General features: G+C 38.0%; 16 protein-coding genes. 1 reads left to right on the top strand and 15 read right to left on the bottom strand.

Features of this window, described 5'->3' with window-relative positions; all coding sequences use genetic code 11:
• Positions 1-28 precede the first annotated feature (28 nt).
• Together scpB and ACTWPF_RS09695 are read right to left on the bottom strand one after the other, a co-directional pair.
• The gene (gene scpB, locus ACTWPF_RS09700; protein WP_106896853.1) at positions 29-628 is read right to left on the bottom strand and encodes an SMC-Scp complex subunit ScpB; all 600 of its coding nucleotides are present in this window, start codon (positions 626-628) and stop codon (positions 29-31) included.
• A gap of 2 nt (positions 629-630) precedes the next feature.
• Positions 631-1,368, bottom strand: coding sequence for a segregation/condensation protein A (locus ACTWPF_RS09695; RefSeq protein WP_106896854.1), 738 nt, complete (start codon positions 1,366-1,368; stop codon positions 631-633).
• 148 nt (positions 1,369-1,516) lie between these two features.
• Between ACTWPF_RS09695 and ACTWPF_RS09690 the strand changes: the two genes are divergently transcribed.
• Positions 1,517-1,600 carry a YjcZ family sporulation protein gene (locus tag ACTWPF_RS09690; RefSeq protein ID WP_036572750.1) on the top strand — a complete coding sequence of 28 codons (84 nt, stop codon included), beginning with the start codon at positions 1,517-1,519 and terminating at the stop codon, positions 1,598-1,600.
• Positions 1,601-1,698: 98 nt separating this feature from the next.
• On the opposite strand, the gene ACTWPF_RS09685 is transcribed toward ACTWPF_RS09690, so the two are convergent.
• The 13 genes from ACTWPF_RS09685 to ACTWPF_RS09625 form a co-directional block, all read right to left on the bottom strand.
• Positions 1,699-2,058, bottom strand: a complete 360-nt coding sequence (locus ACTWPF_RS09685; protein ID WP_106896855.1) for a GNAT family N-acetyltransferase — start codon at positions 2,056-2,058, stop codon at positions 1,699-1,701.
• A gap of 216 nt (positions 2,059-2,274) precedes the next feature.
• Positions 2,275-2,742, bottom strand: a complete 468-nt coding sequence (locus ACTWPF_RS09680; RefSeq protein WP_443149068.1) for a site-2 protease family protein — start codon at positions 2,740-2,742, stop codon at positions 2,275-2,277.
• Positions 2,743-2,777: 35 nt separating this feature from the next.
• Positions 2,778-3,215, bottom strand: a complete 438-nt coding sequence (locus ACTWPF_RS09675; protein ID WP_036572746.1) for a peptidylprolyl isomerase — start codon at positions 3,213-3,215, stop codon at positions 2,778-2,780.
• 68 nt (positions 3,216-3,283) lie between these two features.
• The gene (gene lysA / locus ACTWPF_RS09670; RefSeq protein WP_443149067.1) at positions 3,284-4,591 is read right to left on the bottom strand and encodes a diaminopimelate decarboxylase; all 1,308 of its coding nucleotides are present in this window, start codon (positions 4,589-4,591) and stop codon (positions 3,284-3,286) included.
• A gap of 297 nt (positions 4,592-4,888) precedes the next feature.
• Positions 4,889-6,367, bottom strand: coding sequence for a spore germination protein (locus ACTWPF_RS09665; RefSeq protein ID WP_443149066.1), 1,479 nt, complete (start codon positions 6,365-6,367; stop codon positions 4,889-4,891).
• Between the two features lie 25 nt (positions 6,368-6,392).
• Positions 6,393-6,821, bottom strand: a complete 429-nt coding sequence (locus tag ACTWPF_RS09660) for a stage V sporulation protein AB (protein WP_106896858.1) — start codon at positions 6,819-6,821, stop codon at positions 6,393-6,395.
• A complete protein-coding gene (locus tag ACTWPF_RS09655; protein ID WP_249226093.1) occupies positions 6,799-7,407 on the bottom strand; it encodes a stage V sporulation protein AA in 609 nt (202 codons plus the stop codon). Before ACTWPF_RS09655 ends, ACTWPF_RS09660 begins: the two co-directional genes overlap by 23 nt.
• Positions 7,408-7,649: 242 nt before the next feature.
• Positions 7,650-8,411: an RNA polymerase sporulation sigma factor SigF gene (gene sigF, locus ACTWPF_RS09650; protein ID WP_106896860.1), complete on the bottom strand. Its 762-nt coding sequence runs from the start codon at positions 8,409-8,411 to the stop codon at positions 7,650-7,652.
• 13 nt (positions 8,412-8,424) lie between these two features.
• On the bottom strand, positions 8,425-8,865 hold the full coding sequence (gene spoIIAB / locus ACTWPF_RS09645) for an anti-sigma F factor (protein ID WP_106896861.1): 441 nt from the start codon (positions 8,863-8,865) through the stop codon (positions 8,425-8,427).
• The gene (spoIIAA, locus tag ACTWPF_RS09640; RefSeq protein WP_036572737.1) at positions 8,862-9,215 is read right to left on the bottom strand and encodes an anti-sigma F factor antagonist; all 354 of its coding nucleotides are present in this window, start codon (positions 9,213-9,215) and stop codon (positions 8,862-8,864) included. The genes spoIIAB and spoIIAA overlap by 4 nt, the downstream gene beginning before the upstream one ends.
• Before the next feature lie 106 nt (positions 9,216-9,321).
• Complete coding sequence (locus ACTWPF_RS09635) at positions 9,322-10,494, bottom strand: D-alanyl-D-alanine carboxypeptidase family protein (protein WP_443149065.1); 1,173 nt, start codon at positions 10,492-10,494, stop codon at positions 9,322-9,324.
• Between the two features lie 188 nt (positions 10,495-10,682).
• Positions 10,683-11,987, bottom strand: a complete 1,305-nt coding sequence (locus tag ACTWPF_RS09630; protein ID WP_443149064.1) for a pyrimidine-nucleoside phosphorylase — start codon at positions 11,985-11,987, stop codon at positions 10,683-10,685.
• 18 nt (positions 11,988-12,005) lie between these two features.
• Positions 12,006-12,827: a purine-nucleoside phosphorylase gene (locus ACTWPF_RS09625; protein ID WP_443149063.1), complete on the bottom strand. Its 822-nt coding sequence runs from the start codon at positions 12,825-12,827 to the stop codon at positions 12,006-12,008.
• Between the last annotated feature and the right edge of the window lie 3 nt (positions 12,828-12,830).

Genomic DNA, 12,830 nt, shown 5'->3' with positions numbered 1-12,830 from the left:
AAAAAAGCTGGCCATTATGCCAGCTTTTTTAATTAGATGGTTCATCATCTTTAAATTGTTCATTAAACCTCTCAAAGAATAGATCAGCCTCTTCTTCTAATTCACTATTCGATTGCCCTTCCGGTAATGGAGGAAGGTCCTCAAGAGATGTTAACCCAAAAAATGTTAAAAATTCCTTGCTTGTTCCGAATAAAATGGGTCTACCTATACTGTCCTTCCTGCCAACTTCTTCGATTAGCATTCTTGCTACAAGAGTTTGCACAGGGCGATCACTCTTCACCCCACGAATTTCTTCGATTTCTGTTCGAGTAATAGGTTGCTGATAAGCGATTATGGCTAATGTTTCCAACGCCGCCTGTGACATACGAGTCGGATGGGGTGTTTCAATAAACTTTTGATAAAACTTACTATGTTCCGGTTTTGTCGTAAGGTGGTAGGCTCCGTGGGAGTGCATCAACATAATGCCACGTTCCCTATTCTCATAATCATACTTCAACTCTTCTAGTATGGTATGCACAGAGGCCTCAGTGATTTCAAGAATATTCGATAGCTGTTTAACCGTTATTCCTTCATCTCCACTTGCAAACAATAGGCCCTCCAATATTGCTTTCATTTGCTGAATTTCCACTGCTATTCCTCCATATAGTGAACGAGTAAAGCATCAAAATGCCTTTCTTGTTCACAAAACACTTTCCTAGACTTCATTAATTCTAATAATGCCATAAACGTTATGACAATATGAGTTCGCGACTGGTAAGTGAAAAGTTCATCAAAATAGACGCCTTCACGTCTGTCACGAACAAGCTCTATGACCTCATCCATACGCTGTTCAATCGGTATCTCAGCCCTCTGAACCTTTGTCTCAAGCGGTTCTTTCCATTTTTTTCGTTCCATCATTTTCCCTAAAGCCCCGAGCATGTCATAGATAGTTAATTCCCCTTTAACTACTTTTTGAGGACTTTGTGTAAGTTCCTCAAATATAACAGGAGATCTTGTAAACAAATGACTTGATTCCTCTTCTTTCTGTTTTAGCTTTTCCGCTGCATCTTTATATTTACGATATTCAATTAATCGATGCATCAGTTCCTCTCTTGGATCTTCTACATATTCATCCATCTCTTCATCTATTTCCTGTTTCGGTAAGAGCATTTGACTTTTAATAGCTACTAAAGTTGCTGCCATTACTAAATACTCACTGGCGATATTTAAATCCAGCTTCTGCATAGTGTGTATGTAGTGCATATACTGTTCTGTAATCTGTGCTACAGGGATATCATTTATATCAATTTCATATTTATTTATTAGATGCAACAGCAAATCAAGCGGTCCTTCAAATGCCTCCAGCTTAACCTGATAAGCTTCGCTCATAAGCAAACTTCCTCTCATGAATAATGAAAATAAAAAAGCAATGTAACATCCGCCCAAACAACTTGAAGCATTCCATCATACGTTATTAACGTAAGATAAATGTTACCATAAAACATTTATGTTAAGAAGAAAAAGGAGGAATTTCATTATGAGTAATAGTTATGGCGGAGGTTTCGCGTTAATCGTAGTATTGTTTATTCTTTTAATTATTGTTGGTGCTTCTTGGTTCTAAGATTCTAGCGAAACCCAAAATTGCATCGCTAAAATATTTCCTTGGTGGAAAGAAGAAAAAGGCCAGCCTTAGAGGCTGGCTTTTTTTGATGGTATGATTTATTCTATATCATCGTCACACTTTGTGTAAAACTGTTGAATCTCATCCGCAGCACAAACTGCGTATTTTTCCTCATAAAGCTTCGACACTTCATTTACCATTTTCTTGCCAATTCCCTGATTTCTGTGGGAAGGATTAACAGAAATATGCTGAATGACAGCATTAATATCCTCTTCCAGTCTTACTCCAATAGCTCCCAGTACATCATCAGCTTCTTTCCATAAGAAGAGATGCCAATCAGAATTCGTCTCGTATTCTTTTATTGTGCTCTGGAGTTTTTTTACGTCTTTTTCTTCAGGCATAAAAGATAAAAGACCCATTGCAATCTTCTCCAGACTTTTTTTGTAACGAATTAACATAGATACCCCTCATTAACAAAAAAGCTCCCAAATGTCTCTCAGTTCGCTATTTTGCTGTTATTTTTATGACCGATTACGGCTGATTTGTATCCTAGGTTTCGGTTACCCAAATGGTGTTTATATATATTTATGCACGATATGACAGCACTTGTCAAATCAGCTAGTTCTTTTCATCTATTATGTATCATCATGAACAATTAACAGAAAATGCATACATTAGCTATTCAATTTATCTTTGCGCACAATCGTTTCAAGTATATTGTATCCGTCAGACTTCTGATTTTTCAATTTAAATGGTACTAAATTAATGATGACCAACCAGAGATTAAATAAAGCGAACAATTGTAAATAATCGCTCCTAAAATGGCTCTGTAACTCCAAAATAGAAAGGAATACAACAATATTGACAAAAGGCCCAAATATACTAATTATGAATCTTTCAAAACGATTAAAAGGTGTGACTCGTTCACTATTTGCATATCCCCCCATAAAATATCCAGCATGAATAATGAAGTGAAGTTTGCCGGAGGAGTATTCGATCACTCGCTTCCCCCGGCCAATAGTTAGATAAACAAGTTCAGCCTTGAAAATAACTCCTGCTAATGCATGTCCAAGTTCATGCAAGAAAATACTAATTGGTGCTGCAACAAACAGGAGAAAGGTTATGAGATAAATATCCACCATTTCGAACTCCCTAAGGTAAGCGTGGGCTTACACGGTTATTCAGAAAATACTTTAACCTCTTTCATTACATCCCCATTTTTCATTGCTTTTGCATGTTCTATTCCAGACGTAACTTGCCCAAACACGGTATGTACGCCATTTAAATGTGGTTGTGGCTCATGAACAATAAAGAATTGACAGCTTCCCGTGTTTTTCCCCGCATGTGCCATAGATAGACTGCCTTCGACATGCTTATGAGGGTTTCCTTCCGTTTCACAATCGATTGTATAACCTGCAGAACCAGTACCGTTTCCAGTCGGGCAACCACCTTGACTAACAAAGCCATCAATTACACGGTGGAAAGTTAAACCGTTATAAAACTCTTCATTAGCAAGCTTTTCAAAGTTAGCTACTGTATTTGGAGCCTCGTTCGGGTATAATTCAAATTCTATTTTATTGCCATTTTCCATTAGGAAATATCCTTTTTTAGTCATGTTTGCATCTCCTTTATATTTAATAAACCACGACAAGTTTATCATTTAATCTATGAATTGAAAAGCAATTACAAGTAAGACAAATCGTTCTTAACTACGTCTTGGTAGCTTTCTCTTTTCACGACAAGCTTTGCTTCCTTGTTTTCCACAAAGACTACAGCAGGTTTAGCAAACCGGTTGTAGTGGCTTGCCATGGAATAACCATAAGCACCAGTAGAGAAAACTGCTAATACATCATTAGTTTGTACTTCTGGTACCGGCAAATCCCAAATAAGCATATCACCAGATTCACAGCATTTCCCAGCAACGGAAACTTCTTTTACAGGTGTTTGATCCGCTTTATTCGCAATCACTGCTTCATACTTAGCTCCATATAAAGCAGGTCGTAGATTATCTGTCATACCGCCATCTACAGATATATACTCTCTTATACCAGGAATCGACTTCATTGAGCCAATCGTATACAAAGTTACACCGGTATTTCCGACTATAGCTCGTCCAGGTTCCATCCAAATTTCCGGCAGAGGGATATCCATTTCTTCTGATTGTTTTCTAACCTCTTCCACTAGTGCATAAACATATTGTTCATAAGGAATAGGCTCATCCTCGGAAGTATAGCGGATTCCAAATCCTCCTCCCAGGTTCAGTACTTCTGGGATATAGTTGTCGTTTCGCTTCCATTTGGCTAGTTCTGCAAATAATATTTCTGTAGCACTTAGAAAGCGGTCTGTTTCAAATATTTGTGACCCAATGTGACAATGTAATCCTTTAAAGCGAATAGATGGATACTTTTTAAGGAGTTGGAAAGCTTTATCGGCCTGACCGTTTTTTAAATTAAAGCCAAACTTTGAGTCCTCGTTCCCCGTCATAATATACTGGTGGGTTTTTGAATTGACCCCCGGAGTAACGCGCATTAGAACATCCATTTCTTTATTTTGCTGATCTAAGAGTTCTCCTAGAAGTTCAATCTCATAAAAATTATCCAAGACGATACATCCGATATTTTGTTCTATTGCCATTTGGAGTTCTTGTCTGCTTTTATTATTTCCATGCATATGGATTCTTTCGGATGGAAAACCTGCTTCAACCGCGGTATAAAGTTCACCTTCTGATACAACATCAAGGCAAAGTCCTTCCTGTTGTATTACCTGGAGCATTGCAATGGATGAGAATGCTTTACTCGCATACGCTACTTTTGCATTAACACCCAATTCTTTGAAAGTGTCAACAAATGAACGGGCATTCCTTCTTATGAAGGAAACATCATATACATATAGTGGTGTACCGAAGTCGTGTGCCAAGCTTAGGGCATCTACCCCTCCAATTTCTAGATGGCCATGACTATTAACAGTGAATGGGTGTCTATCGATGATCATAAAGCGTCCTCCGTTACTAAATATAATTTAAAACTTTATCATAATAAAGCTAAATTGAAAAGAGGACAAGACCAAGACTTATCGCATTAGTGGCATGTAATGCAAAAAAATTAAAAAAGTTGTTTGGTAATTGTTAACTAAGCTACATATTTATCTGCTATTTGGAAGTTTAAAGAAAATGGCTAAAAAATTGCCGAGCAATATTCCTACTTCACCTAAAAGTATCGAATGATCGTTCGGCATTTTCGTAACAGTATTCAATTGTCTTCATCCCACCTTCTAAAATGGAAAGGTGGATTATTTTTTTGTTGGCTGACGGTAGTTGTTTTTCGGATGTACTATACTTGGTCTGCTGTTCGAGTATGGTACAGGAATACGGAATATAATTTGTAGCATAGCTTTTGGATTGAATGGCAAAAAAGGCCATAAATAAGGAGTCTTAATTGATTTTAGATTTACAAGGTACAGAATATGAAGTGTTATCCCGATCACAAACCCAATTGCGCCAAATAAACCGGTGAAAATCACCATCATAATATTGACTACTTTATTTGCAACACTTAATTCGTAACTTGGAGTAACGTATGATCCTATCGCACTGATCGATACATAGAGAATGACCTCTGGACTAAACATCCCCACATCAATTGCTATTTGTCCTATTAACACGGCCGCAATTAAACCCATTGAAGTGGATAAGGGAGTCGGTGTGTGGATGGCAGCCATTCTCAGAAATTCGATCCCAATAACAGCCATTACAATTTGGATCGTAATCGGAATATTTCCTTCCTCATTCGGCCCGATAAAAGCAAGTGCCTTCGGAAGGATCGTAGGATCGAGTACAAAAAGTAACCAAAGTGGCAAGAGATACATGGAAGCAAGGATTGCTAAGAAACGGATCCATCTTACAAATGTTCCAATCGCTGGTGCCTGTCTATACTCTTCAGCATGCTGTAAATGATGAAAAAAAGTAGTTGGCAATATTATCGCACTCGGGGAAGTATCAACCAAAATGAGGACATGCCCTTCTAGTAAATGATTTGCAGCAACATCTGGTCTTTCCGTATATCTGACAAGAGGATATGGATTCCACTTTCGATCAATGATAAACTCTTCAATAGTTTTATCTGCCATACTAATTCCGTCAATTTCGATGTCCTGTATTTTTTTCTTTATTAAATGTACTAGCCCTTCATCTGCGATATCCTTTACATAGCTTACGCAGACATCTGTCTTGGACCTTTCCCCTACCTTAAGCATTTCGTGTCTAAGCCTTGCATCACGTAACCTTCTTCTGGTAAGGGCGGTATTTTCAATAATATTTTCAGTATAGCCATCTCTAGAACCACGGATAACGCGCTCTGTATCTGGTTCTTCTGGGGTCCGTCCTGGGTAATGGCGAACATCTACAACATAGGCAAACCTTTCCCCATCAATAAATACAACTATAAGTCCAGACAAAACCTGATCTACTGATTCATCCATCGTTTTAACCGATTCAACTTGTTGATGCAAGAGACGATTTTCAATTATTTCAGGTAGCTTCTTACTGTTGGATTCGTGATCATTTAAGTTAACCAGTTCCTTCAATAGGTCCTGAATAATAAGGGAGTCACACAACCCTGTTAGATAATAAACATGCACTTTTCTTTTTAATATAATAACTTCTCTAAAACCAAGGTCAAATGAAACGTCCATTCCAAGACGCTTTTCCATATAAGCCTTGTTTTCTTTTATATTTGCTGCAATTTCTATTTTATCATCTTTTTGACGCATGCTTTCACACCTTCCACCTGCAAAATTACTTTACAAAATAAATCCATTGAAAAAGTGAGCCTGCGACTTTTCCAAATAAAATAGCCATTAGCATCCACAAGAGATAGCCATCCATACCAATCCTCTTAGATAATATCGGGAATACATTCAAGACTTCAGTTAGGGCAGCAGCTAGCATTCCATTAAATATTCCATGAAACAGACCCCAAATGACTAAGAATAAAAGTGGCTGTTCCCAGTTTATCGAAGTAAAGGATAAATAGGTGCCAAACAAACTACCTGCGATAACACAACCAATATATACTTTTAACATTCTTCCAGTTTTACTCAATTGGATTAATCTTGGTATAACGCCTAAAACAGTAAGAAAGGCAACAAAACCTCCTCCCACTGCCATTCCGCTTGATAGTCCGATAACGATTTGTATTAGATTAGTCAAAAGGCTTACGATCATTTAATTCGCTCTCATATTGAATGACGTAATTATCAAGATCTTGCTGATATTTGTAAATTTCAACTTCAAGCGGACTTGGTTCCTCGTTAAACCGTCTGTTAAACCAATGATTAAAAAACAGTAGCATCCCTAACCCTAATCCTAAAGAATATGGAATTTGTATCCATAAAGGATATTCATTTTCCTTTCCTGTTAATAGAAAATGTAATTTCTGTTGTACCTCCTGCATGCTTACATCATAATGAAAATTCATTAGCGTCATTGCAGTTCCAATAAACAGTATGAGCCATACTGCCGTTGCAAATAAAATATTAGGCGACTTACTTTTTTTGAGAATGCGAATGATCGTTTGCTCCGGGCCAATTAACTGAAATTCCATATCTTCAAACAGTTGACTTATATGGTCAATAATAACAAAGCCATCAATTATTACGATCGATTGGTCCTTTTTGGACAGACGGTAGATTGGTACGGATTCTAGCTTTTTCTTCCAAACTGGTTGTGCAGAAATATGAGCGATATCTTTTAGCTTTAATTCCTTTAGTGTTGTAATTTCTAAGTGCTTCTTCATTCTCAGGTAAATCATCTCACTCACAGCTAATCACCCTCTACCAGAATCGTTTATAATGTATTATTTACAGAACAATGGTTTTTATGATTGGTAATTTTAAAAAGCATATTAAATAAATCAAGGCGTATAATATGGACACAAAAAACCGAACAACCTCTCGAATCTTACTTACCGGGCGTCAATACCCCCGTAAGAAACGAATGGTTATTCGGAATTTGCTTTATCTCTACTTATTGTGCAACCTTTTTAAAAATTTATCATGAAGTAAAGTCTAAGTTTACTTTCATATCATGTAAGATTTTCTTCTCTAATCTCGAGACTTGTACTTGTGAGATTCCTAGCCGCTCAGCCACTTCAGACTGCGTTTGGTCTTTGTAGTAACGCAGGTATACAATTAGACGCTCCCTCTCATTCAGACAACGAATAGCTTCTTGCAAGCTAATCCTGTCAAACCATCTTGTATCCTGATCAGCAATTTGATCAAGCAATGTAATTGGGTCCCCATCATTTTCAAATACGGTTTCGTGAATAGAATGGGGTGACTTTGCCGCTTCCTGTGCATGAACAATTTCTTCCGGTGAGAGCTCCATAGCCTCTGCTAATTCTTTAACAGTAGGTGAACGACCGAATTTTTTTGTTAGCTCATCTTTTTTCCTTCGAATTTTATTACCCGTTTCCTTTAAAGACCTGCTTACTTTGACACTGCCATCATCTCGAATAAAACGTTGAATTTCTCCAATAATCATGGGGACAGCATAGGTAGAAAAGCGAACATCATAGGACAGGTCAAACTTATCAATTGATTTAATTAAACCTATACTACCAATCTGAAACAAATCATCTGGATCATAACCACGATTAATAAAACGCTGTACAACTGACCACACTAAGCGTACATTCTTTTCAACTAATATATCCCTAGCCAGTTTATCGCCCTGCTGGCTACGTTTAATATATTCTTTAACCTGATCATCTGTTAGTGTTTCTTTCCGCTTCTGGCGCTCAACATTTACATTCATAGGCACCCCACCTCTATTTACAAACAGACTTTGTTTTGGCGAGCTGCTTTGTCATATGAACTGTAGTTCCTTTGTCGGGTAAGGAGATAACTTCCACTGAGTCCATAAAATTCTCGATAATGGTAAATCCCATTCCAGAACGTTCCATATCTGGTTTGGATGTATACAGTGGCTGTCTCGCTTCCTCAACATCGCCTATTCCAATGCCATCATCCTTTATCGTCAACTCTATTCCATCTTCTGTGATAGTACAGGAAATAAAGATCTTTTGATTCGGATCATTATTGTACCCGTGAATTATGGAATTTGTGACAGCCTCAGAAACGACTGTCTTTATTTCAGTTAATTCGTCCATCGTAGGATCAATTTGTGTTATAAAAGAGCCCACCGTAACACGCGCAAAAGCCTCGTTCTCACTAATGCTAGAAAATTCCAAAGACATTTCATTTCTCATGAAGCCACCCCCAAAGTCATTAAGGCAAATGATTCGTTCTCCTCTAATCGAACGATTTTAAACAAACCAGACATCTCAAATAGGCGTTTAATAGGTGGCGATACAGAGCAGACAACCATTTCTCCGCCTAACTGTAACACCTCTTTATATCTACCTAATACAACTCCAAGTCCAGAACTATCCATGAAGCTTACATCTTCAAGATTTAGAATGACGTGCTTCACTGGATTCGTATACATTGTATCCTTCCACTGATCACGCAGTCCTTCTGCCTCATGGTGATCCAGCTCTCCGGACAATCGAACAATTAGTACTTCTTCTTTCACTGCAAAGTTTGCCTGAAGACCCATCTGTATTCCTCCTTATTTATCCTTCATGTACTTCTTTTTCTCCATTACTTGCAATAATTCCTGCATGATGACAAAAGAAGAAGGAAAGGTACTAAATCAGTGGATATCAGTCAAACTTCACCAATTTCTGCAACGATCTTTTCATTAATGTATAGTAACTTGCTTTTTCAATTGTTTCTTTTACGGTTAGTTGTGATTCAGATAACACGTTGTCTCCATCTTTTACGATTAATGTTCCAACATCATCACCTTTTTTTATAGGCAAGACTAGGTCTTGCTTCATTTTCACCTCAGTTGTAATGTTATCAACTGAATCTCCTTTTGCATGCAGAGTACTAATGGATTCAGAAGCAACCACATCATTCATCTTTTTCTCAGCTTTAGTTAGTCGGAGTGTTGTAATTACATCTCCTTTTTGGAAAAGCTTGTTCGTCTGAAATTTATTGAAAGCATAATCAAGCATTTCGGATACCGATGCGTTTCGTTCTTTCGTTGTTTTTGCTCCCATCACTACTGCGATAACCCGCATTCCGTCTTTCTCAGCAGTCGCAGTTAAGCAGTATTTTGCCTCATTGGTAAAGCCCGTTTTAAGTCCATCTACACCTGGGTAAAAACGAACTAGTTTATTTGTATTAACCAGCCAAAATTCATTTTCCTGCCCTTTTCTTAAGTAGTCTTCATATACAGAAGTGTAGTTTGTTATAGATTCGTATTTTAGTAATTCTTTTGCGATTATCGCCATATCGTACGCTGTACTATAATGATCATCAGCAGGGAGACCAGTGGTATTTTGAAATTTTGTATCCTTGAGCTTTAATTCTTTCACCTTTTTATTCATCAAGCTGACAAATTCTTCTTCACTGCCAGCAACTCTTTCAGCCATGGCTACACTAGCATCGTTTCCAGAGGCTATTGCAATTCCTTTCAGCAGATCATTTACAGTCATTTCCTCTCCCGCTTCTAGGAAGATTTGTGATCCACCCATGGAGGCAGCGCGCTCACTTACTCGAACCGTTTCATCTAATTTCAAGCTTCCCTTCTCTAACTGCTCCATGATTAAAAGTAATGTCATAATTTTAGTCATGCTCGCAGGAGGAAGCTTTTCATGGGCGTTTTTGTCAAATAAAAGCTTTCCTGTATCACGTTCTAGTAAAATGGCTGAATCAGCACCTTTAGCAAGGTTTGCTTTATTGTCACTACTTTTTTCTTCTGCTGCTACTGGTATAGTCATTGCAAAAACACATAAAAGCACGATGCTTAGTAGTACAATTTTTTTCATAGCTATCCCTCCAACAATCAATATATAGTTAGGATTGACAATCATAAGTTTATTTATACTCATTAACATTTCCCTGACTGCTATACAAACTACTGTTGGTTGATAGCTATTTAAAACACAAAAGAGCATGGCCTTATGTATAAGGCCATGCTCTTGAGAAATACTTTCTATGTTGCTTATAAAACAAGTTATTTTGTTATAGTATCATATACTAACGTTGGTGCAGGTACATTATCAGTGGCTATTACGATGCTATCATATAGTTTAGCGCGGACTTCCTCAACATTTTCCTGATTAGCATGAATTGTTAGTAACGCTTCGCCCTCTTTTACGCTATCACCGATTTTTTTATGAAGTACTATCCCAACAGCAAGGTCTATTTCCGAATCCTTTGTTGCTCTACCTGCTCCTAACATCATTGCAGCAGTGCCAATATCATCGGCAATGATTTTCGAAACCGTACCGGCTGATAAACTAGGTAATTCTATCTTGTACTCTGCTTGTGGCATGTTTTCAGGATGATCTGCGACAGATGCATCTCCACCTTGTGAAGCAAGAAAAGTTTTAAATTGCTCAAAGGCTTCCCCATTTGCAATGCTTTCCTTTAATTTCGCTCTTGCTTCCTCCATATTTTCAGCCTTATTAGCTAAAACAACCATCTGACTTCCTAAAGTAAGACAAAGTTCGGTTAAATCTTCGGGACCTTGACCCTTTAATGTATCAATTGCTTCATTAATTTCAAGCGCGTTTCCAATTGCATACCCAAGCGGTTGGCTCATATCAGAAATTACTGCCATCGTTTGTCTGCCTACTCGATTCCCTATTGTAACCATTGCTTCAGCAAGCTTTTTGGCATCCTCTAAGTTTTTCATAAATGCTCCGGCACCTGTTTTAACGTCAAGCACAATTGCATCTGCTCCTGATGCTATTTTTTTACTCATAATAGAACTTGCAATCAGAGGGATGGAATTGACGGTTGCCGTAACATCGCGTAAACCATATAGCTTTTTATCAGCTGGTGTTAGATTCCCTGACTGGCCGATTACAGCAACTTTATTTTGATTTACAAGTTCAATAAACTTCTCATTGCTTATCTCCACATGAAAACCGGGCACCGCTTCAAGCTTATCTATCGTTCCTCCTGTATGGCCGAGACCTCTTCCGCTCATTTTTGCTACTGGTACACCTACAGAAGCTACCAATGGTGCAAGGATAAGCGTAGTCGTATCGCCAACGCCTCCAGTGGAATGCTTATCTACCTTTACGCCTGAAATCTCAGATAAATCGATTTGATCTCCTGATTCCACCATAGCGGAAGTTAGATTTGCACGTTCCTCAACAGTCATATCCTCAAAGTATATCGCCATTAACAACGCACTTGCTTGATAATCTGGTATATCTCCATTGGTATACCCGTCAATAAAGAAATAGATTTCTTCTTTTGTAAGTTCATGACCATCTCGTTTTTTTTCAATAATGTCATACATTCTCATTTGGATCACCTCAATTTATTATAGTGGTAATGTCTGAACAATCTGTTTCACAAACCGTAAAAAGTCTTCTCTTACTTTTTCAGTTGTTTCGATTACCTCTGTATGGGTCAAAGGTTGATCCAAAATACCAGCTGCCATGTTTGAGATACATGAGATTCCTAAAACACGAAGCCCTGCATGACCAGCAACAATCACTTCGGGTACTGTAGACATGCCCACAGCATCTGCCCCTATCGTACGTAGCATCTTAACTTCAGCAGGTGTTTCATAGGAAGGACCAGTGTTTCCAGCATATACACCTTGGCGTACTGATAGCCCTAATTCGTTAGCACATGCTAGGGCACACTTAATAAATTCCCTATCATAAACTTGTGACATATCTGGAAAACGTACCCCTAAACTATCATCATTCATTCCGATTAGTGGATTATCACCCATATTATTAAGATGATCTGAGATAATCATCAGATCTCCAGGGTTATACGTTTCATTAACTCCTCCGGCAGCATTTGTCACAATAACAGCCTCTATTCCAAGTTGTTTCATGACACGAACAGGAAAGGTTACTTGTGTCATGCTGTAGCCTTCGTAATAATGAAATCTCCCTTGCATTGCAATAACTTGCTTTCCTTCTAAGGTACCAACTACAAGCTGGCCTTTATGACCAGAAACAGTGGACACAGGAAAATGCGGAATCTCTTCATAGGGTATATTCACTGGGTTTTCTATCTCTTCACCCAGCACACCTAAACCAGATCCAAGGATTAACCCTAGAGTTGGTTTTGCTTCCAATTTATCTTGAATAAATGCTGTAGCTTCTTTTAATTCCATTTGATTCATCAT

Origin of the sequence: Oceanobacillus sp. M65, assembly GCF_052246275.1 — a bacterium.
Taxonomy (GTDB): domain Bacteria; phylum Bacillota; class Bacilli; order Bacillales; family Amphibacillaceae; genus Oceanobacillus_B; species Oceanobacillus_B jordanicus.
Note: the sequence above shows the minus strand (reverse complement) of the source record. Positions and strands in the feature narration are given on the sequence as shown.

Excerpts from the sequence above, each read along its gene's own strand:
- ACTWPF_RS09690 (WP_036572750.1), top strand. The coding sequence starts at position 1,517 with ATGAGTAATAGTTATGGCGGAGGTTTCGCGTTAATCGTAGTATTGTTT.
- ACTWPF_RS09660 (WP_106896858.1), bottom strand. The coding sequence starts at position 6,821 with ATGATCGTAAGCCTTTTGACTAATCTAATACAAATCGTTATCGGACTA.
- ACTWPF_RS09655 (WP_249226093.1), bottom strand. The coding sequence starts at position 7,407 with ATGATTTACCTGAGAATGAAGAAGCACTTAGAAATTACAACACTAAAG.
- ACTWPF_RS09630 (WP_443149064.1), bottom strand. The coding sequence starts at position 11,987 with ATGAGAATGTATGACATTATTGAAAAAAAACGAGATGGTCATGAACTT.
- ACTWPF_RS09680 (WP_443149068.1), bottom strand. The coding sequence starts at position 2,742 with ATGGTGGATATTTATCTCATAACCTTTCTCCTGTTTGTTGCAGCACCA.
- lysA (WP_443149067.1), bottom strand. The coding sequence starts at position 4,591 with ATGATCATCGATAGACACCCATTCACTGTTAATAGTCATGGCCATCTA.
- spoIIAB (WP_106896861.1), bottom strand. The coding sequence starts at position 8,865 with ATGAGAAATGAAATGTCTTTGGAATTTTCTAGCATTAGTGAGAACGAG.
- spoIIAA (WP_036572737.1), bottom strand. The coding sequence starts at position 9,215 with ATGGGTCTTCAGGCAAACTTTGCAGTGAAAGAAGAAGTACTAATTGTT.
- ACTWPF_RS09665 (WP_443149066.1), bottom strand. The coding sequence starts at position 6,367 with ATGCGTCAAAAAGATGATAAAATAGAAATTGCAGCAAATATAAAAGAA.
- ACTWPF_RS09635 (WP_443149065.1), bottom strand. The coding sequence starts at position 10,494 with ATGAAAAAAATTGTACTACTAAGCATCGTGCTTTTATGTGTTTTTGCA.
- ACTWPF_RS09695 (WP_106896854.1), bottom strand. The coding sequence starts at position 1,368 with ATGAGCGAAGCTTATCAGGTTAAGCTGGAGGCATTTGAAGGACCGCTT.
- ACTWPF_RS09625 (WP_443149063.1), bottom strand. The coding sequence starts at position 12,827 with ATGAATCAAATGGAATTAAAAGAAGCTACAGCATTTATTCAAGATAAA.
- ACTWPF_RS09685 (WP_106896855.1), bottom strand. The coding sequence starts at position 2,058 with ATGTTAATTCGTTACAAAAAAAGTCTGGAGAAGATTGCAATGGGTCTT.
- sigF (WP_106896860.1), bottom strand. The coding sequence starts at position 8,411 with ATGAATGTAAATGTTGAGCGCCAGAAGCGGAAAGAAACACTAACAGAT.
- ACTWPF_RS09675 (WP_036572746.1), bottom strand. The coding sequence starts at position 3,215 with ATGACTAAAAAAGGATATTTCCTAATGGAAAATGGCAATAAAATAGAA.